The 20,280-nt window shown below is 59.7% G+C and carries 22 protein-coding genes; 9 read left to right on the forward strand and 13 right to left on the reverse strand.

Annotation, left to right across the window (positions count from 1 at the left end; all coding sequences use genetic code 11):
* Positions 1-60 precede the first annotated feature (60 nt).
* Both tsaA and JAO85_RS02790 read right to left on the reverse strand, forming a co-directional pair.
* Positions 61-543 carry a tRNA (N6-threonylcarbamoyladenosine(37)-N6)-methyltransferase TrmO gene (tsaA, locus tag JAO85_RS02785; RefSeq protein ID WP_202787401.1) on the reverse strand — a complete coding sequence of 161 codons (483 nt, stop codon included), beginning with the start codon at positions 541-543 and terminating at the stop codon, positions 61-63.
* Positions 543-968, reverse strand: coding sequence for a molybdopterin-binding protein (locus tag JAO85_RS02790; protein ID WP_012838287.1), 426 nt, complete (start codon positions 966-968; stop codon positions 543-545). Before JAO85_RS02790 ends, tsaA begins: the two co-directional genes overlap by 1 nt.
* A 145-nt stretch (positions 969-1,113) precedes the next feature.
* On the opposite strand from JAO85_RS02790, the gene JAO85_RS02795 reads away from it, so the two are divergent.
* Both JAO85_RS02795 and JAO85_RS02800 read left to right on the forward strand, forming a co-directional pair.
* Positions 1,114-1,647, forward strand: a complete 534-nt coding sequence (locus JAO85_RS02795; protein ID WP_202787402.1) for a GNAT family N-acetyltransferase — start codon at positions 1,114-1,116, stop codon at positions 1,645-1,647.
* Positions 1,648-1,816: 169 nt separating this feature from the next.
* The gene (locus tag JAO85_RS02800; protein ID WP_012838288.1) at positions 1,817-2,098 is read left to right on the forward strand and encodes a YkvA family protein; all 282 of its coding nucleotides are present in this window, start codon (positions 1,817-1,819) and stop codon (positions 2,096-2,098) included.
* A gap of 58 nt (positions 2,099-2,156) precedes the next feature.
* On the opposite strand, the gene JAO85_RS02805 is transcribed toward JAO85_RS02800, so the two are convergent.
* Positions 2,157-2,303, reverse strand: coding sequence for a hypothetical protein (locus tag JAO85_RS02805; RefSeq protein WP_164091398.1), 147 nt, complete (start codon positions 2,301-2,303; stop codon positions 2,157-2,159).
* A 234-nt stretch (positions 2,304-2,537) separates the two neighbouring features.
* On the opposite strand from JAO85_RS02805, the gene JAO85_RS02810 reads away from it, so the two are divergent.
* Entirely contained in the window at positions 2,538-2,948 is a 411-nt protein-coding gene (locus tag JAO85_RS02810; RefSeq protein ID WP_039051055.1) for a hypothetical protein, read from the forward strand.
* A 168-nt stretch (positions 2,949-3,116) separates the two neighbouring features.
* Here the strand turns inward: JAO85_RS02810 and JAO85_RS02815 are convergent, their stop codons facing one another.
* Positions 3,117-4,748 (reverse strand): ATP-binding cassette domain-containing protein, encoded by a 1,632-nt coding sequence (locus tag JAO85_RS02815; RefSeq protein WP_202787403.1) that lies wholly within the window; start codon positions 4,746-4,748, stop codon positions 3,117-3,119.
* Positions 4,749-4,917: 169 nt separating this feature from the next.
* Positions 4,918-5,835 (reverse strand): LysR family transcriptional regulator, encoded by a 918-nt coding sequence (locus JAO85_RS02820; protein WP_039051053.1) that lies wholly within the window; start codon positions 5,833-5,835, stop codon positions 4,918-4,920.
* Positions 5,836-6,273: 438 nt separating this feature from the next.
* Between JAO85_RS02820 and JAO85_RS02825 the strand changes: the two genes are divergently transcribed.
* Both JAO85_RS02825 and JAO85_RS02830 read left to right on the forward strand, forming a co-directional pair.
* The gene (locus JAO85_RS02825) at positions 6,274-6,696 is read left to right on the forward strand and encodes a VOC family protein (RefSeq protein WP_202787404.1); all 423 of its coding nucleotides are present in this window, start codon (positions 6,274-6,276) and stop codon (positions 6,694-6,696) included.
* Positions 6,697-6,811: 115 nt separating this feature from the next.
* Positions 6,812-7,441 (forward strand): DUF2625 domain-containing protein, encoded by a 630-nt coding sequence (locus tag JAO85_RS02830; RefSeq protein ID WP_202787405.1) that lies wholly within the window; start codon positions 6,812-6,814, stop codon positions 7,439-7,441.
* Positions 7,442-7,529: 88 nt separating this feature from the next.
* On the opposite strand, the gene JAO85_RS02835 is transcribed toward JAO85_RS02830, so the two are convergent.
* The 6 genes from JAO85_RS02835 to dsrO all read right to left on the reverse strand — a co-directional run bounded on the left by JAO85_RS02835 (position 7,530) and on the right by dsrO (position 15,788).
* Complete coding sequence (locus tag JAO85_RS02835; protein ID WP_202787406.1) at positions 7,530-8,069, reverse strand: DUF1697 domain-containing protein; 540 nt, start codon at positions 8,067-8,069, stop codon at positions 7,530-7,532.
* Between the two features lie 333 nt (positions 8,070-8,402).
* On the reverse strand, positions 8,403-9,110 hold the full coding sequence (locus JAO85_RS02840) for a hypothetical protein (RefSeq protein ID WP_172415121.1): 708 nt from the start codon (positions 9,108-9,110) through the stop codon (positions 8,403-8,405).
* Positions 9,111-9,189: 79 nt separating this feature from the next.
* On the reverse strand, positions 9,190-9,864 hold the full coding sequence (locus JAO85_RS02845) for a hypothetical protein (RefSeq protein WP_004340813.1): 675 nt from the start codon (positions 9,862-9,864) through the stop codon (positions 9,190-9,192).
* A 726-nt stretch (positions 9,865-10,590) separates the two neighbouring features.
* Positions 10,591-13,779, reverse strand: a complete 3,189-nt coding sequence (locus JAO85_RS02850) for a tetrathionate reductase subunit A (protein WP_202787407.1) — start codon at positions 13,777-13,779, stop codon at positions 10,591-10,593.
* Positions 13,780-13,885: 106 nt separating this feature from the next.
* Positions 13,886-14,926 (reverse strand): NrfD/PsrC family molybdoenzyme membrane anchor subunit, encoded by a 1,041-nt coding sequence (gene nrfD / locus JAO85_RS02855; protein ID WP_202787408.1) that lies wholly within the window; start codon positions 14,924-14,926, stop codon positions 13,886-13,888.
* Positions 14,927-14,939: 13 nt separating this feature from the next.
* Positions 14,940-15,788, reverse strand: a complete 849-nt coding sequence (gene dsrO, locus JAO85_RS02860; protein ID WP_034355836.1) for a sulfate reduction electron transfer complex DsrMKJOP subunit DsrO — start codon at positions 15,786-15,788, stop codon at positions 14,940-14,942.
* 593 nt (positions 15,789-16,381) lie between these two features.
* Here dsrO and JAO85_RS02865 point away from each other — a divergent pair.
* The 3 genes from JAO85_RS02865 to JAO85_RS02875 are packed head-to-tail and all read left to right on the forward strand — an operon-like array spanning position 16,382 to position 17,496.
* A complete protein-coding gene (locus JAO85_RS02865; RefSeq protein ID WP_004340823.1) occupies positions 16,382-16,693 on the forward strand; it encodes a DUF883 domain-containing protein in 312 nt (103 codons plus the stop codon).
* Positions 16,694-16,718: 25 nt separating this feature from the next.
* A complete protein-coding gene (locus JAO85_RS02870; protein ID WP_012838300.1) occupies positions 16,719-17,120 on the forward strand; it encodes a phage holin family protein in 402 nt (133 codons plus the stop codon).
* A 1-nt stretch (position 17,121) separates the two neighbouring features.
* Positions 17,122-17,496 (forward strand): hypothetical protein, encoded by a 375-nt coding sequence (locus tag JAO85_RS02875; RefSeq protein ID WP_202787409.1) that lies wholly within the window; start codon positions 17,122-17,124, stop codon positions 17,494-17,496.
* Positions 17,497-17,575: 79 nt separating this feature from the next.
* Here the strand turns inward: JAO85_RS02875 and JAO85_RS02880 are convergent, their stop codons facing one another.
* Positions 17,576-18,622, reverse strand: coding sequence for a quinone-dependent dihydroorotate dehydrogenase (locus JAO85_RS02880; RefSeq protein WP_202787410.1), 1,047 nt, complete (start codon positions 18,620-18,622; stop codon positions 17,576-17,578).
* 34 nt (positions 18,623-18,656) lie between these two features.
* Between JAO85_RS02880 and rpiA the strand changes: the two genes are divergently transcribed.
* Entirely contained in the window at positions 18,657-19,355 is a 699-nt protein-coding gene (gene rpiA / locus JAO85_RS02885) for a ribose-5-phosphate isomerase RpiA (RefSeq protein WP_054074229.1), read from the forward strand.
* 120 nt (positions 19,356-19,475) lie between these two features.
* Here the strand turns inward: rpiA and JAO85_RS02890 are convergent, their stop codons facing one another.
* A complete protein-coding gene (locus JAO85_RS02890) occupies positions 19,476-20,171 on the reverse strand; it encodes a glutaredoxin domain-containing protein (protein WP_237734674.1) in 696 nt (231 codons plus the stop codon).
* Positions 20,172-20,280: the final 109 nt, after the last annotated feature.

Consider the following 20,280-nt stretch of genomic DNA (forward strand, 5'->3'; position numbering starts at 1 on the left):
AGCCGCTTGCGCTTTGGAGATAGACGCATCAGCTGTTCCAGCTCGGAAAACAAATAGCTCTCAACGCATGCGCTCGTCGGAGAGCCTGCCCGGCAACTGATCCAGCCCTCTGGCAAACCAGCCTATGCGCTCTGTCTCGCGCACATCCAGCTGCGGCACATAGGGCTTGATGTCGAGCACGGGCGTGCCATCCAGCATGTCGTTACCGCGGAAATGCAGCCAGCATCCGTCCATGCCAAGCAGTTCGACAATGGACAGGCCGATGCGGTTGGGTCTTGTCGGTGCCCTTGTGGCAAAAACGCCATGGCTGCTGGTGTCCATAAAGGGCACGACTTCCAGCTTTTCCGTAGCTTCATGCAAGTGCGTGAGCAGGATCAGGTATTGAAACTCCTGCACATCACGCAAACCCGCGGCAAAAGGCGAAAAAACCTCGATCTTTCCCTCATGCTGCTGGGCAGCCACGGTCTGTATGGGCATGCCCACGGCATGCTTGAACGGGCTGTGTACGCGGCCTATGGGCTGCAGAACAATGGATTCGTTCATCAGGGGAGCACCGCCAGCACGACCTGAGAAGCCTTGAACAAGGCCGTAGCCGTCTTGCCCACGGCAAGGCCCAGGTTTTCGGTGCTTTCCTGGGTGACCATGGCCACCACCTGCAGGCCCTGGGCGTCTATGGTCACTTCGGCATTCACTGCTCCGGGCTTGATTCGGGTGATCTTGCCGTTGAGCTGGTTGCGCGCCGAGAAGCGCACGCCTTCGCAATTCGTCACCACCATCACGGACGGCGCCTTGACCATGGCGATCACCGTACTGCCGGCCTTCAGGCCCAGGCTGACGGCACTGCCATGCGTGATGGTCGCCACCAGCTCCGCATTGTGCTCGGTACGGATCTGGACTTCATCGGTGACGATGCCGTGGCTGATATGGGAGACACTGCCCTTGAACTGATTGCGTGCGCTGCTTTGCATGAGGGTTTCCTGAAAATACCGGCGGGACGGAAGCTGAATCTATTCTTATAGCACCCGCGCCTGTGCAGTTAAACGCTGCGCAGGCCACGACTGCTTGGACCTTGCCCATAATACCGACTCTGATTTGGGTGCCTGAGGCCAAGAAATGAGTGATCTGAACATCGTGCAATGCACGCACGAACGCCACGCCGCTGCGATTCTGGACATTTTCAACGATGCCATCGTCAATTCCACGGCGCTCTACGACTACCAGCCGCGCACGACACAAAACATGGTCAGCTGGTTCGAGGCCAAACGTGCAGGCGGCTTCCCCGTCATCGGCATCGAGGATGCGCAAGGCCGGTTGCTGGGCTTTTGCAGCTGGGGAGGTTTTCGCGCCTACCCCGCCTATAAGTACACGGTCGAGCATTCGGTCTATGTCCATCCACAGCACCGGGGCCGAGGTTTGGGGCAGCAATTGATGGAACTGCTGATTGCCGAGGCCAGGCAGCGTGGAGATGTGCATGTGCTCGTCGGTGCCATCGACGCCGCCAACGCGGGCAGCATTGCACTGCACAAGCGGTTGGGTTTCGAGTCCGTGGGACTGATGCCCCAGGTGGGCTTCAAGTTCGGCCGCTGGCTGGATCTGGCCTTCTACCAGCTCATGCTGCAGACGCCGGAACACCCGATCGACGGTTGATTTGCTATTAAATCTGGAGCATCAATCTTTTTCGATAAAAGGATTGGTGCTTTTGGGTTTCGGCTCTTGGATACATTCTGTGGCAGACCGGCAATGCCTTGCTCTTGCCATCGTCCAGTTTGACCGCAACTGAGGATTCGGTTTTTTCACTTTTGCCGGAGTGACTGCTATGTGGAAACTGGGTCGTGCGCTGTCACGCTTTCGCAAAGAGCTGCTGCTCGCCTGGGCCGTGCTGCGCGACCCGCGTTCGCCCAGGGCGGCCAAGCTGGTCACCGTGCTGGCGGCGCTCTATATCGTCAGCCCCATAGATTTCGTACCCGACAGCATTCCCATTCTGGGCTGGCTGGACGATGGCCTGATCGGCTTTTTGCTGCTGCAACTGGCTTTCAGATTTCTGCCGGCGGAGCTTCTGGCGTCACTGCGCGAACGCGTGGGCGCCAAGGTCGGCTAAGTCGCAATCACTACAACCATAGCGACCAGCGCTGATGCATCAGCGCTGGTCGCTTTTTTTACAAGTCCGCCAGACCTTGGATACCCAGAAATTGAAACGGTGCCGAGGGCTTGAGTTCTGCCGTGGCATTGCCCGAAGAGGCATGGCTCTGGCCTGCGCCCAGCTCAAGCTTCTTGATCTTGTCGGTTTTCGGGTTGAAGTCCAATGCCTTGAGATTCGCCCAGAGGGCATGGGGCGTGGACCGATTCGAAAAAACACAGCTTGCGCTGGTGATCTGACACCGTGCTCCAGGAGGGCGCGATATTGGGCTTCTCGCTCGTGCCGACGTCGTAGGGCACGAAGACATTGCGGATCACACGGAATATGCTGGATGACTGCTTTGATTCTCCAACACGATTTCAGTCGTGGCGATGGCAAGCAACTGGCATACTGAACTCTCATGATCGCAAAGCCCTTGTTCTCCTTTCTGCTGCTGGCGCTGACAGGTCTGGCGGGCTGCAACTCTGGCGAAACCCAAGCACCTCTGAGCAAACAGGCGCAGGCCACGCGTGATGCAGCGCCGGAGCAGGTCTTCAAGGGCGTGCTGGCAGGCCAGCCGGTGCTCCTGTTGGTCCACGATTGCGAGGTCTTTCTTGTGGAGCCTCTGGAAAAGGGCGAAGTCCGCTGGGAAAAGGTGCTGGCGCCCGAGCCATACCCGTTCTTCACCTCCTGCCAGCGTCAATCCATCCGCTATGAGGAAGGCGTGCTTCGGGTCACACTGGGGCGCATGGCTTTTGGTGCGGGCGGTTGCTGTGCCACGGGTGGTGACTATCGCTCCACGGACGGAAGAAGCTGGAAAAAGACCTCCTGAACCCCTGAGGTCGAAATCAGGGGGCAAGTAGATGAATGGTTCGGGAGCTTGGAGGTGCCTTCAACATTGCCGAACCGTGGGCAAAATGCACGGCGTTGCACAACCGAGATTCAACCGAGGGCTGGACCTGCCAGCCGGTAATGACGGTGACAGGGCCGGTTGCAGTGATCAGAGCGTTGTCAATGTCCATGTTTCAGCGGCAAAGCTCAGCTGGTGCGTCAACTTCAGCGCACGGAGCAGCATGGTGTCGTGCGAAACGATAATCAGCGTGCCCGCGTATTGGCACAACATGCTCTCTAGCGCCTGCATGGATGGCAGATCCAGGTGGTTGTCGGGTTCGTCCAGCAGCAGCAATTGCGCCGGCTCGTCACGGTAAAGCGCGCAGGCCATGGCGGCCTTGAGGCGTTCACCACCGCTGAGTTGCCCGCTAGGCTGATCGATATGGCGAGCATCCAGCCCGACCTGTGCCAGCCGCATACGTTGCAGCGACTCGGGTGTACGCGGACTGGCGGCCAGTAACTGGCTCAGCACCGGTGATTCGGCGTGCAACAGACTCTGGTGCTGGTCCAGCATTGCAAACGGTGCTTTCAGGCAGCACTCGCCCGTCAGCGGTTGCAACTGCCCGGCCAGCAGTTGCAACAGCATGGACTTGCCGCAGCCATTGGGGCCGCTGACGGCCATGCGCTGACCGGCACGCAGCACCAGGTTCAGAGGAGGGTGCGGCCCAACATGGGGCAGTTGCACATCACGCAGCTCGGCAATGATGCGGTCTCCCTGGCTTCTCGGCTCTTGAGGCGCATGCCAGTGGATGCTGTCGGCCTGCCAGTCCACCTGGCGCTGCAGTGCCTCGGCGGCCTCGCGCACGCGTTGGTTCAGGGCTTCGCGCGTTGAGGCCTGCTGGGTGGTCAGCTTGCCGCCCGAACTCTGGGCGCGTTCCTTGTTTGCGTCAAGCAGAATCTTGGCCTGATTGCCGTTCTTTCCCAGCTTTTCACCACGTGCCTGCCTGCGACTCTGGCGTTCGTGCTGCGTGCGCAAGGCCTGCTCGGCGCGGCTGCGTTCCAGCTTGAGGCGGGCCAGCTCGTCTTGTGCATTCTGGTTTTTCTGGCGCTGGACTTCTCTGTAGAAAGAGTAGTTTCCGCCGTAGATGTTGATTGCGCTGGGGGTCAGTTCCGCAACTGAGTCCATGACCTCCAGCAAGACTCTGTCATGGCTGATCAACAGCAGGCCGCTGCGCCATTGCTGCAGTTGCTGCGCCAGGGCAGAGCGGCTGGCAGCGTCCAGATGATTGCTGGGCTCGTCCAGAATCAGAAAGTCGGCCAGGGACAGCTGTGCACCCAGTAGCGCCACGCGCATGGCCTGGCCGCCACTGAGCTGGCTGGCAGGTGTTTGCGGTGCCAGCGGAGGCAGGCCGATCCGCTCGAGCTGCATCCGAAACTGCTGACGTATGTCCCAGCGCTCGGCTAGCAGTTCGTAGTCGCTGGCTTCGCAGCTGCCTTGCTCAATACGCTCCAGTGCCAGCAGCGTGTCGCTCAGGCCTGCCAGTGCAGCGATGCTCAGATCTGGACGGGATGCCAGAGGGTTTTGCGGCAGATAGTGAATGCGGCCCGCACACGTCACGCCGCCGCAGCCGGGAGGCAGCTCGCCAGCCAGGATGCGGGCCAGTACGGTTTTGCCCACGCCATTGCGGCCCACCAGTGCCGTGCGCTGTGAGCTGAAGCTGCAGCAAAGATTGGAAAAGAGCGGCCGCCCATTGGGCAGCGTGTAGGAGACGCCATGCAGCGTCAGGCGAGCTTCTGTCATAGAACCATGCGATGGGTTGATGCCTAACATCCCCAGGCCGCACATGTGGGTGGCAGCAATTGGGAGGAGGGGAGGTGGCCGTCAATCAGACGGCGGCATCAATGGCGCATGGGTGAAGAGCCTCGTTGGAAGGTTGAAGGGATCGATTTTAGGCAGTGCGGCGCTGAGGTCAAGCAAGGCGTGGCGTGGATGCCGCTGCCTGATTGCCAAACTTCGCCAGCACTGCCAGCACGCTGGCGACCGCAGGGTTCAGCGTTGGCAATTGGCGATGGGCGATGGCCATGGGGCGCATCAAGGTGGGTGACAGATGCCGTATCTGCACGCTGCTCTGTTGTTGCTGCTCTTCCATGGCCTCCAGCGGTAGCAGGGCTGCAGCCTGACCGGCTGCCGCCAGGCTTTTGAGCGCCTCGGTATAGGTCAACGCAATGAACGGGCGAGGACTCAGTCCTGCCTGGCCGAACCAGCCAGCAATCAATCCGTGCATCTGTGTGGCGGAAGCAAAGCAGGCCCAGGGGCGACTTGCCAGCCATTCAGGGCTGACCCGCTCGGGGACCTCCCAGGCGGCAGGTAATAGTGCCACCATGGGATCGTTACGCCAGGGCGTGAGCATGATCTCGGCCGTCTCCACCTGTGGGCTGGCGACCAGGCCGATATCGAGAGTTCCGGCCTTGAGGCGCTGCATGGAGTCGGCTGAGCCCACAGCCTCCAGCTTGATGTCAATGCCCGGGCTGTGACGACTGAGGGCGTCGAGCATCAGCGGAAACAGCCGGATATTGACCCCGGCCGATACGCCTACCTTGACCAGGCCGGCGCGGCCGCTGGCGTGACGCTGCACCTGATCGATCAGGTCGTCGCCGGCCTCGAGCAGCTTGCGTCCTTTCTGCACCAGCACCTGGCCGGCCGATGTCAGTTCCGCCTGGCGCCTGCCGCGCAGCAACAGCGTGGCGTTCATGCGTGCCTCCAGCTCCTTGATGTGCAGGCTGACCGTGGGTGGTGCCAGATGCAGCGCCTGGGCTGCTGCGGCAAAGGTACCGAGATCGGCGATGGCAATCAGCGTCTGCAGCTGATCGAGATTCAGGTTACGCATGGACTTTAAGTCAGATTTTCTGAACTGAATGGTCAGATCATTCAACTTTACAGATGTTTGGCGGCCCAAGACCATTGACCGACCATGAAAAATCATCGAATTGAAGACCCTGATACGGGCTATGACGTATTGGATGACAGGACTGCAACTGGGCCCAAGCACGGGCTTGAAGCAGCAAGATCCGGGGAGGCCCGCGCACAGCGCTGGTTGGCACAAGTCCGGAATTTGCTGGAGCGTGCCGAGGCGCGAGTAGGGGCGGGCTTCAGGGTACCGCCCAATGGAGGGTGAGGAGGAAGCGACATTCTCGGAGATCGGTTGCTCCTGGCTGCTGTGCGGCATGCTTCTCAGAAGATCTCGGCTTCTGCATATCGGCTGCTTTCAGCACCAGGCCAGCGCTATATTTTGTGGACCGCTGTTTTGCAGAGTCCTTGAGAGCTTATGTTGCTGAAGCAAATTGAATCCGTCGTGCTGTTTGTCCGAGATATTGATGCCACTGCTATCTGGTATGCCGAATTGTTTCAGGCCGAGGTGCAATACGAGAATCATCACTACGCTTTTATCAGGACGCCGGGATGCCTGATTGGTTTCCATCCGCAGGACAGCAAGTGTCCGGGTGGAGTCGGCGGGGCGACAGTCTATTGGGAGGTGGCTGATCTGCAGGAGGCGATACGGGAACTTGAACAAAGAGGGGCAGTTTTGTACCGAGGTCCTATTGTCACAAGCCTTGGTGCAGCTGCGGCAATGCTGCTTGACCCCTTTGGTTGCACCATAGGGCTGAATCAGTCACATCCTCATTCGGAGCAAGCGCTCCAGACACTGCCAAGCGTCAGCCAGCAGCCGAAGCCGATGCCTGGCGAATGAGCCATCAAGTCAATGTCGAGCCATGCACCGATTTGAAGCCTTTCACGAGGCTTCTGGATACCAAGATCAAATGTCAGAATTCCGATGTTGTTGACTTTTGCATCAAAGGAGATCGATGCGTGCACTGGCAGAACTTTTGGAGCGCGACGAGCCGGCCTTGTCGCTGATACAAGCCTGGGCGCAGGATGCGAGCATTCCTGTCGAATGTCTTCCTCCGTCGGCTCAGAGAGACTCGGTGTTGCTTGCTTTGCAGGTCACGACACGCTCGCCTCTGGGGGCCATGGCTCATGGAACCGGTGGAATTCTCATCGACGGGGGCTGGCTCAGAATGCTGGGCTCGGGGCATGCCAGACTCACACGCGATCTCGCGGCGTGGAATAGCGCGCGCAGCAGCAGATTTTTGCTGATTGCCGACGATGCCGTGGGTGGATTCTTTGCCATCAATGGCGGGGCCCTGGGCGAGGATCTGGGGGCTGTCCATTACCTGGCTCCGGACACCTGGGCCTGGGAATCGCTGGAGATGGGGCATACGGCTTTTGTGCAATGGGCTTTCACAGGTGGGCTGCGCGACTTCTACCGTGATTTGCGTTGGGAAGGCTGGGAAGCCGAGGTGGCCGGCATGGGCAATGATGCTTGCATGAGCTTCTATCCTTTTCTCTTCACGGAGCAGGGCTCCATACATTCGAGTGCACGCAAGCCGGTACCGGCAGCAGAACACTATGCATTCATGAGCAAGAGTGGATAGAAGGAGCCTGCCTGAGCCAAGACAAAGGATGAGATGTCAGGTGGCTGTGCCGCTTTCACCGCCTGCGTGCGACAGGCTCAAGCGGGTATCAGCGCTTTTTCCGTGTCGCAACTTCATGGCGTGCTGCCGCCATTTCAACCAATTGGGCAATCGTGTTGATATTTCTGGCCGTACCTTGGGCAGCTGCTGCAATCCTGAGCTTGGAACTGCCCATTCCAGCACCATAAGCCACATAGATCTCGCGCCGTCCCAACTGCAGTTGTTCGTCGTTGCGGCCTTTGATCTGGGTCAGCGCGTCTGTTGGTGGTGCTTCATCGAGAAAGATGGCAACAGTGCGGTTGCCTGGGGATTCGGGAAAGGGGTTGTTGGCCAGCACCTCCGTCATCTCCCGGGCCGTGCGCACGATGACATCCACGGGCTTACCCGCATAACTGGCCAGGCGTCGCTCCAATGCCGACTTGAGCTGCTGCTCGGTGCAATCTGCATCCAGCACCACATTGCCGCTGGCAATATAGGCCTGTACCTGCGCAAACCCTTCGGCCTCGCACATGGACTTCAACTCCGCCATGGGGAGTTTGCCGGTTCCGCCGACATTGACGGCCCGCAGCAGAGCGACATAGATGGGCATGACTGATAAATGGAGCGGATCTCGAAGGGGCAGGCGGAGAAATCCCACACGATGTGACGGAGCACCAAGGCGCAAAGAGGATGCTAGCGTATCGCAACAGCCCGCGAGATTAGGTTTGCCTGGATGGAGAGGATTCAGGAGGACTTGCAGTCCACAATGGATCAGGCTGAGATGGATTTTCCCTTCCACGAGACAGAGATTCCACAGCAGCACCAACCGTGTTTGGCTTGGACCAGAGCCCTGGTCATTGCACGGATTGCTGCTGCATTTCACAGAATTCGCCCAGGCTCAGGCTGCCCTTGTGCCGCCCGCCAGGATTGGCCTGAGCGCTCGTCAGTTCGGATAGAGGCTTGCCGTTTGCCTGGACTCGATTGCCTGCTCGAGACTGGTGCCAGAAACGGCCTGCGTGGTAGACGGTGCAGGACTGCCTTGTGCTGAAGCATCCGGCCCGTAGTTGTTGCGGCGCTCGTCTGCGGTCATGGATTGCGGGCATTTAGAACCCGTGATCTCCAGTGCCACGCGAGCGGCGGGATCCATGCAGTCCATTGCCAGAGAAGCTGCCTTCATGCCTTTGTTCCAGAGCTCACGGCTCATTTTCAGGCGTTTGCAATGCTCGTCCGTCCAGGTTGTGCCGAAGCTCACGCCAAAGCCAGGGCCATTGGCACTGCCGCTGCTGCTGCCCATGCAGGTGTCATTGCTGGTCGTGAGATTGGGGCCGTTCACGCTGGGAACGTTCTTCACGGTGTAAGTACCGCTGTACTCGACGATGTTCCTGGATGTCCCGGATACCGTGTTGTTCAGATTCTGGGTGGTGGTTCCGCTGGTCGTGATGTTTTGATCCGAGCTTGAGGTCGACCTGCTTTCGATGCTGGATACTGATCGGCTGTCCGCCGCAGCAACCGGATTCACGATGGTGATGGATTGATTCTGTTGTGCTCCCACTGACGAGGAGCTGGAGAGGCTTTGTGCACTGCTATCGGCATTCTGCGCAAAGCTGCACAAAGGGACACAAAGGCTTAGCAAGGCTATTGAGGCTTTCATGCTGTTTCTCCTTTGTCCCCGAGTCTTGACTTGGGACGCCTCAACTCGGGGGCAATACAACTGAGTTCACGGACTTTATCTAGTTGGCGGCCGAGTTCGCCCATCCATAAGCATTGCCCGAAGTTCCACCACCATTGGAGCCTCCGAAGGCTGTGCCCAGGCTGAAGCCGGTAGTTGTCGCGTTGCCGACAGAGGAGGCGCCGGAGTTATTGCTGGTCGAGGTTCCTCCCGGGCCCGAGATCGCCTGCGAGTTCCCGCCAAAGTTGGAGTTGGTATGGGCAGTGCTGTTCACCACCGCAATGCCGTTGCCGATGGATGCAGTTCCAGCCACATTGTTGGTGCTCGAGTTGGCGTAGCCTCCGGCGCCACCGCTGACCAACTTGCCGGGAGCGTGGCCGAGGTAATTGCTACCTACGTCCGAATGTGCGTTGGCGTTGGTGGTTCCGTAGCCGCCGGCAACGCCGCCTCCGCTGGTCGCAGCAAGACTGCTGACGGTTCCTGTGGTGGAGGCGCTTCCGCCGACACTCGATTGCCCCGAGGCCACAGGCCCCCAAGAGCCGGTGGTGCCGGTGCTGGTTCCAAAGCCGCTTGCTTGAGCGCTGGCCGTCGCACTATTGAAGCTCACAGCGCTGCCTGTGCCGGAGCTGGCAACCGAGGAATAAGTTCCTGAGGACGCATTGGTCCCCGTATTGGTCGCAGCAGATGCCACACCAGCCAAGGCAGCAACCGCCATGACAATCAAAGACTTTTTCATGATCATTCCTTTGAATAGCGAGTTCTCAGACCACGGGGATGAATTCAGGCGAAAGACCATTTGCCAGTGCACAATGATCAATGCCAACCGGAGTTGCGTTTTGGCTTCGCAGATGCCTGTTCCAAAACGTTCTTTCGGTTAATGGCAGTTTCAATAAGCCGGATGAAAACAGAAATACCTTGTTTGGGCACGAACTAGGATTCTGTTGATCTGCTATCGTTATTTGTGCAATTTATTGAAATATAGAACTGCATTGCTATCAACAATGAAGCGAAATCAGATGATTCCATTATTGTTTTTAAGTGTAAGTTTCAAAACAATATAATTGTCTATATTTAGATGGCTGTATACGAATATTTTCCGAGAAGAAAGCAATCTTGTTCTTCTCGATTTTTAATACCAATATCCAGTGGTTTTTTATTGTAAATAATGTACTGTCCCATTTGATTGAATAGTATTTCGTGGATTTATTACCTTTTTTGAGTTTTCGGAGAAGCTGAAAGACGATCACTCAGGAGTGGTGCTTGTGGTTTGTCATGTCCGATGTCAGGGCGAGCCTAATCCGGCCCAGATTCTTGTTGCAAGCCAATGGTCGGCAATACGGTTGCTCCCTGCCAGGTTCAAGATATCGCCGCAAGTTGTTGGCAGTCGTTTCAATGCCATCCCTCGTAGGCGCGAGCGACGGGACTTTCCATCCCGATCGCCCGCCAGAGCTTTAGGCCCTTATCAAGCCTTTCTCACTCTCACTGGCAGTCCTTGCCTGACCACTGCCCCCGATACCCAGTCGATCCAGACATTGTCCTTGGCAGGTCGGGTCGGATCGACAAAGCCCAGAGCATTGAGATTCACGCCATTGCCGTGCTGTGGGTTGGCATGGGTGGGCTGGCCGTCAACCTTGTGGGCCACGGTGCCCAGTTGCTTGTGACCGTAGCCGTGCTCAATGGCGATCGCACCGGGCGCGATACCAGCGCGTACCAGGGCCACGCCTTGGAGTTTGCCGCCGGGGGTGCTGAGTTCGATGTGGTCGCCATTGACGATGCCCAGTTTTGCCGCGTCGGCCTTGTTGATGCTCACAGGATTGTGCGGGTGCACCTGGCGCAGGCGCGAGGCGGCGATGGACATGCTGCTCATCAAGTTGGACTTGTAGCTGGTCATGGTCAGCGGCCAGTCTTGTTCGGAAAACACTTGGCGCATGTCCGAGCCGTCGGCCAGGCGCGTGGGGTACCAGGTGGGGCAGCCGCTGTAGCGTTCGCCGGTCATGGAGTGGCGCATCCTGGACAGACCTTCGTGCCAGAAAGTGGCCGGGAACTTGGCCTGCAGCTTGAGCTGGTCGTCCGTCCATGCGTCTTCAACCTTGTCGAAGCGGCCGCCACGGCTCATGACCATGGCGACGCGGCGCACTTCTTCGGGGGCGACACGCTGTTCCAACGATGGCATCCATTTCTCGAGGCCGGTGATTTTTATGTCGTCATCGCTGGCTTCGGGTACAGGCTTGCCCGCCTGATAGGCGATATTGCACATGCCGCGCAGGTAGAAGTCTTCGGCGTTTTCCAGGTCCAGCAGCTCGCCTTGCTTGGTGCTCATCGCATTCTTGCCAAAACCTGGCAGACCCAATTGCTTGGCCACGGCAAAGATGAAGGTCTCGAAGCTGATGGCCTGGCCGTCTGCCGTTTTGGCCGTGGCGGCTTCTACCGTGGGCCAGCGCACTGTGCTGCTCTTGGCTACGACGTCGGCCCAGGGCGCGCCAATGCCCCAGCTCTCATAGGTGACGGTGTCTGGCACGATGTAGTCGGCCAGAGCAGAGGTCTCGTTGATGAAAGGGTCCACCGAGACAAACAGCGGTAGCTTTTTCACGTCCTTGACCGAGTCTGCCAGCGCATTCTCGAAGCCGCACATGGCGTAGATGGGGTTGCTGATGTGGTTGATCCAGGCCTTGACCGGGTAGGGGTAGCCCAGCATGCCGGCGGCCAGCATCTCGCTGGAAAGGCCGCCAGGCGCGGGATACCAGGGCGCCTTGGCGGGGTAGGGGTTCTGGCCCGCTTCCTTTTTGCGCTTGAATTCGCTGGTCTTTTCGTAAGGGAAGCGGGTGCGCGACAGGGCCACGCCCCGGGGTTTGACTGCGCCTTCAAATTGCGCAAAGTTGTATCGCGGTCCCGGGCCAAAGGGGCCGAACGGGCCGGCATCCATGACCCAGCCGCCGCGCACATTGAGGTTGCCGATGAGGTTGTTGAGCATGGCAATGGCATAGGCGGTGTAAAAGCCCGAGCCATTCATGGTGCCGCCGTGCGAGTTGGCCACGGCCTGTTTGCCATGGCTGGTGAATTCGCGCGCCAACTCCTCGATCTCCTTGACCGGCACGCCGCACATAGCTGCGTATTCCTCCAGCGTCTTCCTGTGCGCTTCGGCGCGCAGCTTGACAAAGGCGGTGCAGACGGCGATAGGCACAGGCTCTTCGGTGGCGTCGGCAGCCTTGATGGGTGTGAATTTGCGCTCGGCAACCAGCTCGGCAGGCTGGGCCACGGTATGGGCGGCCAGGCTGCCATCGTTCAGCTGCACCACATACACATCTTCGGCGGGTGTTTTTTCGTCGATAGGATCTGGCATGGGCAGACCAATATCTGCGCCGCGCAGGAACTGGCCGTAGCGCGGATGCCTGGGCTCGTTGACCAGCAAGTGGGTGGCGTTGCTCCAGCTGGCTTCGCCAACGCTAGCCATGGCGGCGGGGCCGGGCTGGGTCAGAAACTGCTTGTCATAGCGCTCGTTGTCGATGATCCAGCGGATCAGGCCCATGGCCAGTGCCAGGTCGCTGCCGGGTTTGACGGGCAGCCAGCGGTTGTTGTCACCTGCCGCATGACTGGACGATGTGGGCAGCATGGGCGAGACCACCACGTATCGATAGGTGTTCTCGCCGCGCGAGCGGGCTTCGGCCAGCTCGCGGCCCACGCGCTGGAATGGGTTGCCAGACTGAGCCGGCGAGGTGCCGATGAACAGGCCAAATCGCGAGCTCTTCCAGTCCGGCTTGCCGTGGGGCATGCCGGCCATATCGCCCAGCGCCGCGCCCGTGCCCACCCGGTAGGTCTGGCCGCAGTAAGAGCCGTGGTTGGACACGTTGATGGTGCCGAACGATTGTTTGGCAAAGCGGTTGACCAGCGGAGTACGGCCTTCGTTGGCGGCCTCCGTCATCAGCAATTGGTTGGACTTGGGGCCGTATTCGGGATTGGCTTCATCGATCAGCGTGTTGACGTCGCGGATGGCGCGCAGGCCGTCCACATGGCCTTCGCCGAAGAGATCGCCGCCTTCGCAGATTTCCTGAACCAGCTCTTCGAGCGTGATGCTCTTCCACTGGCCGGAGCCGCGTGGACCAACGCGCTTGAGCGGCTTGAGAACGCGGTGCGGTGCTTTTTGGTGCTCGAGCATGGCCGATCCACGGGCGCAACTGGTGGCACGTCCTTCCAGTCCGTTGTCACCGCCCAGCATGGCGTAGACCTCGCGAACCGGTGTTTCCATGGGCGCGGGGTGGGTGGTGGCCAGCGGGTGATAAGGGTTGCCGGCGATACGGATGATCCGGTTGTCGGCAGTATCGACGCGCACACGCACGCCGCACTGTGTCCAGCAGCCCAGACACGAGGAGGGGCTGACCACCTGGCCGGGCTGGGTCGTCAGTTTGCCGCTGACGGGGTCGATGCGGAATTCGGGCATCAGCGAGTTGCCGCGCGTGGCGCTCTGGGTGGCTTTGCCCGAGCTGCCGGTGATCAGCCCCTTGGCTCCCTTGGCCACGGTTTCGCCATAGCCTGCGGCAAAAGCTGCCAGACCGCCTGCGACGGCACCGCCGCGCAGCAGCATGCGGCGGCTGGCATCGGTGCGATCGGCCTCGACGTCTTGTGATTGTTCAGGGGAGAGTTTCTTGTCATTCATGGTCTTGCCCTTGGTATGGGGAAGGGCAAGCGCAGCAGTGGTTCTATGATATTGATAGCTGCAAGCGCTTGCTGATATTGCGTTTTAGGCGTATTTGGCTTGATTCTTAAACAGTGCCCGCTCGCTTGCGTACTGGAAACAGCTCCAGCGCCCAGGTGGTCAGCGCAACCAGTGCCACGCACAGGCCTGCCATGCCCAGCATGCCCATCAGGCCGTCACCGCCCAGTGGCATGCTGTAGAGATAGAGGCCGGCGCCGAATTTGGGCACGCCCTGCACGCCCATGAATAGTGCCCAGCGGAAGGCCCAGGCAGATGCCGCCAGGCCGGTGCCCAGCACCAGGGTGTAGCCCTTGGCTGCCAGACGATGCTCGCCGCGCAGCAGGGCCATCACCACGGCTGCTCCAAACACGGCCGAACCCAGCATGGAGATGCGCCAGACGGGGAACTCATTGAACAGGCGCACAGCCATGTCAAATGAAGGGCTCTGGCCCGCGATGCCGGCAATTCCCCAGGTCAGGGCGCTGGCGATCAGGCCGGTGGCCAGCCACAGGCCCAGATTGCGCAGCCCTTGCAGGGCTGCAGCATCGGGCTGCAAGGATCGGGGCAGAAAGCGGTAGAGCACAAAGCCCATGCCCACGGTGGCCAGCCAGCCGCTGAGTGCCAGATTGATCGGTACCCACAGCGTGTTCCACAGCGGGCGCGATCGGATGACCATGATTTCGGCGCCCGTGTAGACCACGATGCTGAGCGTGGACAGCACCAGTACAGGCACCAGCAGGCGCATCAACCGCTGCTTGCCCAGCCACCACAGCGCGCACATCAACACGCACAGCCCGGCAAACGTGGGCATGAGCACGGCACCCAGGCTCATCCACGACCAGGGCGTGAGGTGGGCATAGAAATGCCAGAAGCGCGCAGGCTGGTGCAGGTCGGCCAGCAGGGCCACCGGTGCGGCAATCGCACTCATGGCCAGCACCAGCACCGCTGTGGGCAGCAGGCGCTGGAGCAAGCCTTGGGCCGGCCCGAACGCACAGGCCGAAGTCAGCAGTGCGGCCCCCGTGGCCATGCCGACCAGAAAGAAATACTGCACGGCCCATGGCAACCATGCCGCTTCGTAGGCTGGGGTCAGGAGTTCAATGATTTGCATGAGGGCACTCCTTTCACAGATGTTCGGCAACAAGGCGAACCGTGGCCTGACCATCGACACCGTTCACAAACTCATCGGGCAGACCGATGTAGAAGACGTGCGGCTTGGTCTTCATGCCGGGCTTGAGGACCTTGATATCGTCCTTGTGAGCATTGATGCGCTGGTTGATTTCGCTGTGCGCGTCGTTCAGATCGCCAATCACGCGCGCGCCACCCACGCAGCTTTCCACGCAGGCGGGCAGCAGACCGGCTTCCAGGCGGTGTTCGCAGAAGGTGCATTTGTCGGCAGTCTGCGTTTCGTGATTGATGAAGCGCGCGTCGTAGGGGCAGGCCTGCACGCAATAGCCGCAGCCCACGCAGCGCTCGTTATCGACAAGAACGATCCCGTCGGTGCGCTGAAATGTGGCTTGCACCGGGCAGACGGGCACGCAAGGCGGTTCGTCGCAGTGGTTGCATAGCCGCGGCAGACTGACCATGGCGGCTGCCGTGTCGCCGGCCTGGTCAATTTCGTATTGCAGCACCGTGGTGCGGAACTGGCCGATGGGGGGCTGGTTTTCGACCGAGCAGCTCACTGTGCAGGCCTGGCAGCCAATGCATTTGCGCATATCGACCAGCATGCCGAAGCGCTTGCCTTGCATGCCGGGTCGGCGCAGGGGCTGGAAGCTGGGGTCGCCGGGCAGCGCTGCGCGGGCGCTGCCCGCAACACCGAGGCTGGCGGCCATGGCAATCAAATCCTGCAAAAAACCGCGCTTGGTGGGCGCAGTCACTGCCTGCTGAGGTGCCTGGGTAATGGATGGAGTGCTGCAGGTGCAGGCCGAACTGCTGGTTGCGCAGTCGGAGAGTTCTCGTTTCTGAAGTGGCATGGCCCTTCCTTTCATCGTCGCACTGGCACCAGAAAACCCTGATGCTTTAAACACAAAAGAGTATTAAATTAATATCTTTTATGTCTAATTGACTATATGAAAGTTGCCGTTTGCGCCACTTGATTTGAGTCAAGTCTTCGCTTGCTTAAGCGTTTTTTGAATGGAACTCCCGCAAGCAGATGACTTGTTGCAGAGCATGCAGCCACTTTATTAATGAACTGTTAAGCAATCAGTGTGTTGCCGTATGTAATCCGCTTTGCTTGGCGGCAGATGCTGGAGGTCAAGCTATGCATGCACGGCATGCCTGAGCTCAGGCTGAGGTCGCTCTGCTGCGCCAACGTAAAGGCTGCTGCAGCAAACAGATTGGTTTGGAGCCTTGAACGGCTTTATATTCCTTGACATGAGGCAGTTTCGCTGCTGTCCGACAGTGCCGCAGGCCCGCGAGTTTCTTGGAGGCGGTGCGTTTTCTGTAAGATGTTCACATGCTGCAGGTTTTATGAGCGGCCGGCCCTGATGCTTGCTGTCTCGCGGCTATCTTGGTGCACTGCCAAGTGCATGCGATATTCCAATTTCGTCACATTGAAAGGATCGATATGTCACGCTCTGTTTCCGACGCCGTTTCCACCGCCCAAGACGATCTGGAAAAACTGGTCAGCGATCTGCGCGGTCTGCTGTCTGCCCGTGAACTGGACAAGCTTCCTGAAATCAGCGTGCTTCGTCAGCGCATCGACGACGGCATGGCCAACGTGCGCGAGTCTGCCGTGCGTGCGGCTCAGGACGCCGCTCGTCAGGCGCGCGAAGCTGCCGATGTGGCGGATCGTTATGCCCACGACGAACCCTGGCGCGTCGCCGGTGCCGCGCTGGCAGTGGGTGCACTGCTGGGTTTCATGCTGGGCCGTCGCTAAGCATTGCTGAGCTGCAAAAGGACAAGTGCCTGTGAATTTGATTTCACTACTAGGTCTTGATTCCCTGCTGGAGCGCTGGCGTGCCAATCTCAACGAGGCCGCGATCGCGGCCGAAGATCGTGTTGATCTTGCGCAGCTTGAGTGGCAGCAGCACAAGCGCAGCATGCAAACGCTGGCAGTGCTGGCCATTGTGCTCGGCGCACTTACCGTGGTTGTGCTCATTGTCCTGTCCATGGCTGTGCTCGTGCAGTTCTGGGATAGCGAGCATCGTCAGCTGGTGGCGTGGCTGCTGGTCGGTGGCTGGGTTCTGGTCTGGGGCCTGGGGCTGTGGCGACTGCTGGCAGCTGTCAATCAACTCTCCAGTCCATTCAGGCTCACGCGGCGCGAGCTCAAATCAGATTGGCAGGCGATGAAGGAGAGGATTTAGCATGAACAGCATCTCTCCCGATTCGCGATCCACAGAGTTGGAGCCCGTCAAGCCCGCAGGCATGGATGCTCGGCTCTGGGATGAAGCGACCTCCGAGCAAAAGCTGGTGCTGTCGCGCATTGCCAAGCAACGCGCGCGCATCAAGGCCCGAGCCGCTGCCAAGGCGCAGGCGCTGGCCTTGCGCAGCACGCAGCCTGCGCATGTGGACGCCGATGCTCCCCTGCCCGAACGCCTGCTGTCTTTTGTGCGTCTGCATCCGCTGGCAACGGCGGCAGCGGGGGGCTTGCTCATGGTTCTCGGGCCGCGCAAGCTGATTCGCTGGGGCAGCGCAGCACTGCCCTGGATTCTCAAGCTGCAGCAGCGCGCACGCGGCTGAAGGGGGCCCAAAAAAACAGCCCGTCAGGCTCAGGCATGACGGGCTGTTTTTTTGTGCGCAGCCAGGCCACGCGTCAAGTTCAGTGCATATGGGCGATGGCCTGGGCGGCTTCGGTCACAAGATCGGGGCCGCGATAGATCAGGCCGCTGTAGATCTGCACAACATCGGCGCCCGCGCGGATCTTGCTCGCGGCGTCGGCGCCGCTCAGGATGCCGCCCACGCCAATAATGGGAAAGCGGCTGCCAAGGGCTGAGCGCAGCTGGCGAATGATCTGGTTGCTGGCTTCGAGCACGGGCGCGCCGGACAGTCCGCCAGCTTCTTCGGCATGCTGCAGACCCTTGACGGCATCGCGGCTGATGGTGGTGTTGGTGGCAATCACGCCATCCATGCCGTGGCGCTCCAGCGTTGCCGCAATCACGCCGACCTGCTCTTCATCGAGGTCGGGAGCGATCTTCACGAATACCGGCGTGCGCTTGCCATGCTGGCTGGAAAGCTGTTCGCGGCGATTGGCAATCGCACCCAGCAGAGCATCCAGCGCCTCGTCGCTTTGCAGGGCACGCAGATTCTTGGTGTTGGGTGAGCTGATGTTGACCGTCACATAGTCGGCATGAGGGTACACGCCGTCCAGCGCCTTGATGTAGTCGCTGGTGGCCTCTTCGATGGGGGTTGTGGCATTCTTGCCGATGTTCAGGCCCAGCAGCATGGCGCCGCCATTGGCGCGCACTTGCGAGCGACGCACATTGGCCAGAAATGCATCCAGGCCTTCGTTGTTGAAGCCCAGACGGTTGATCAGTGCATTCTTTTCGGGAATGCGGAACATGCGGGGCTTGGGATTGCCGGGCTGGGGGCGGGGCGTGACAGTACCCACTTCCACAAAGCCGAAACCCATGGCGGCCAGCGCATCGATGCAGCGCGCATTCTTGTCCAGGCCTGCGGCCATGCCCACACGGTTCGGGAACTTGAGGCCCGCCAGCTCGATGGGGTCGTTGATCAGAGGGCGCGCCCAGGCCTTTTGGAGCAGGGTATTTTGACCCTTGGCCATGAAATTCATGGTGAGGTCGTGGGCCGCTTCGGGGTCCATGCCGAAAAGAATAGGACGCGTCAGTGAGTAAGGAATAAGAGACATGGGGATAATCGCAGGATTACCTGGATTTTCCCTCATGACGACATCTGCTGCACCTCTTTCTCAAGATGAACTGAAAACTTTGGTCGGACAAGCTGCCCTGAAATATGTGGTCGCCGGTGAAATTGTGGGCGTGGGCACAGGCTCCACGGTCAACAAATTCATTGATGCACTGGCCACTATCAAGGATCAGATTCCTGGCGCCGTCTCCAGCTCCGTGGCCAGTACCGAGCGCCTGAAGGCCCTGGGCATCAAGGTGTTCGATGCCAATGAAGTCACCAGTCTGGCTGTCTATATCGACGGTGCCGACGAGATTGACGGCAAGGGCCATATGGTCAAGGGCGGTGGTGCGGCGCTGACGCGCGAGAAGATCGTGGCTGCGCTGGCTCAGCGTTTTGTCTGCATTGCCGATGAGTCCAAGCGCGTGCCGGTGCTGGGTAATTTTCCGCTGCCCGTGGAGGTCATTCCCATGGCAGCGGCCCAGATCGCTCGTCGCTTTGAAGCCATGGGCGCTGACGTGACGGCGCATATTCGCATGAAGGATGGTGCGCCGCTGGTGACCGACAACGGCCAGCATATTCTGGATGTCCGTGGTCTGAAGATCGCCGAGCCGCTGGCCTTCGAGTCCGAAGTCAACCAGTGGCCCGGCGTCGTGACCGTCGGCGTGTTTGCCCACCAAAAGGCTGCGGTGTGCCTGCTGGGAACCGCACAAGGCGTGCAGACGCTGGAATACTAAGCAGCAATCTGCGGCCGGAAAGCCATCTGCTTGTGCAGGTGGCTTTTTTTGTGAAATGGATAGCTGCTAACGCCTTATGGGTAAGCGTTAGAGGCTGATTTTATTGAAAGTTTCTGCCTCCTAGAAGCGCAGGCCTGCGGGGTTTTCGGGTGTGGGCGCGCCAGGGGGCGGGGCTGCTGGCGCCGTGATGCGTGCAGGACGCTTGGCGGGCTTGGCTGCTTCGGCAGCGGCTGCTGCTGGCGCGGTCAGGGGCTTGGCAGCGGGAGCTTTGTAGCTCTTCGGCAACTGGGGCTGCTTGGGGTAGCCGGCCGCGCTCAGGTACTGGTCCCAGCTGTCGGCGCCAAAACCCTTGAGGTGCTGGTTGCCTATGGTGGCAAAGGGCAGGCTGTCCTGCCCGCTGAGCTTTCTGAGCGCTGCAACGTCGCTGCTGGTGTCTATGCTGCGTTCGTTGAACGGGATGCCGCGGTTTTGTAGATGAGATCGGGCCTCGTCGCAGGGCTCGCAGTCCTTGCCCGTATAGATCGTGACGGGATAGCGGTTGGCAGTCTGGCGCAAGTCGTAAGGCAGTTGCGAGTTGGCCGAAGACGCCGGGCCATCGGTGTTGCTCACGGCTTCGGCACTGGGCTTGGCGTTGGGGCCGATGGCCCGGTCGGAATAGGTGACCCGCCCGTCAGGGCCCACGCTGCGGTAGAGATTCTGAGCCAGGCTGACTCCGCTCGCCAATGCGGCAAAGGCGGCTACAAGCATTGTCAGCAGCAGGGCGTTGCCGGAGGTCGGTTTCTCGGCCGAAGGCCGGGCAATGAAAGATCGTGACATCTCAATCTTGGTCAATGAAGTGGTTTGAGGGTGCAAGCGCCAATGGGCAGAGCATAGCTTGCATGTAGGACTGTCTGCTCCCATGCTCAGGCTTGTCTTGATCTGACCT

The organism is Comamonas sp. NyZ500, from assembly GCF_016772095.1.
Classification (GTDB): domain Bacteria; phylum Pseudomonadota; class Gammaproteobacteria; order Burkholderiales; family Burkholderiaceae_C; genus Comamonas; species Comamonas thiooxydans.

Bases quoted from the DNA above. Each gene is read 5' to 3' on its own strand.
- JAO85_RS02800 (WP_012838288.1), top strand. From the start codon at position 1,817: ATGTGGAAACTGGGTCGTGCGCTGTCACGCTTTCGCAAAGAGCTGCTG.
- JAO85_RS02820 (WP_039051053.1), bottom strand. From the start codon at position 5,835: ATGCGTAACCTGAATCTCGATCAGCTGCAGACGCTGATTGCCATCGCC.
- JAO85_RS02825 (WP_202787404.1), top strand. From the start codon at position 6,274: ATGTTGCTGAAGCAAATTGAATCCGTCGTGCTGTTTGTCCGAGATATT.
- JAO85_RS02890 (WP_237734674.1), bottom strand. From the start codon at position 20,171: ATGTCACGATCTTTCATTGCCCGGCCTTCGGCCGAGAAACCGACCTCC.
- tsaA (WP_202787401.1), bottom strand. From the start codon at position 543: ATGAACGAATCCATTGTTCTGCAGCCCATAGGCCGCGTACACAGCCCG.
- JAO85_RS02875 (WP_202787409.1), top strand. From the start codon at position 17,122: ATGAACAGCATCTCTCCCGATTCGCGATCCACAGAGTTGGAGCCCGTC.
- JAO85_RS02795 (WP_202787402.1), top strand. From the start codon at position 1,114: ATGAGTGATCTGAACATCGTGCAATGCACGCACGAACGCCACGCCGCT.
- rpiA (WP_054074229.1), top strand. From the start codon at position 18,657: ATGACGACATCTGCTGCACCTCTTTCTCAAGATGAACTGAAAACTTTG.
- JAO85_RS02810 (WP_039051055.1), top strand. From the start codon at position 2,538: ATGATCGCAAAGCCCTTGTTCTCCTTTCTGCTGCTGGCGCTGACAGGT.
- JAO85_RS02830 (WP_202787405.1), top strand. From the start codon at position 6,812: ATGCGTGCACTGGCAGAACTTTTGGAGCGCGACGAGCCGGCCTTGTCG.
- nrfD (WP_202787408.1), bottom strand. From the start codon at position 14,926: ATGCAAATCATTGAACTCCTGACCCCAGCCTACGAAGCGGCATGGTTG.
- JAO85_RS02845 (WP_004340813.1), bottom strand. From the start codon at position 9,864: ATGAAAAAGTCTTTGATTGTCATGGCGGTTGCTGCCTTGGCTGGTGTG.
- JAO85_RS02850 (WP_202787407.1), bottom strand. From the start codon at position 13,779: ATGAATGACAAGAAACTCTCCCCTGAACAATCACAAGACGTCGAGGCC.
- JAO85_RS02815 (WP_202787403.1), bottom strand. From the start codon at position 4,748: ATGACAGAAGCTCGCCTGACGCTGCATGGCGTCTCCTACACGCTGCCC.
- JAO85_RS02835 (WP_202787406.1), bottom strand. From the start codon at position 8,069: ATGCCCATCTATGTCGCTCTGCTGCGGGCCGTCAATGTCGGCGGAACC.
- dsrO (WP_034355836.1), bottom strand. From the start codon at position 15,788: ATGCCACTTCAGAAACGAGAACTCTCCGACTGCGCAACCAGCAGTTCG.
- JAO85_RS02840 (WP_172415121.1), bottom strand. From the start codon at position 9,110: ATGAAAGCCTCAATAGCCTTGCTAAGCCTTTGTGTCCCTTTGTGCAGC.
- JAO85_RS02880 (WP_202787410.1), bottom strand. From the start codon at position 18,622: ATGTCTCTTATTCCTTACTCACTGACGCGTCCTATTCTTTTCGGCATG.
- JAO85_RS02790 (WP_012838287.1), bottom strand. From the start codon at position 968: ATGCAAAGCAGCGCACGCAATCAGTTCAAGGGCAGTGTCTCCCATATC.
- JAO85_RS02865 (WP_004340823.1), top strand. From the start codon at position 16,382: ATGTCACGCTCTGTTTCCGACGCCGTTTCCACCGCCCAAGACGATCTG.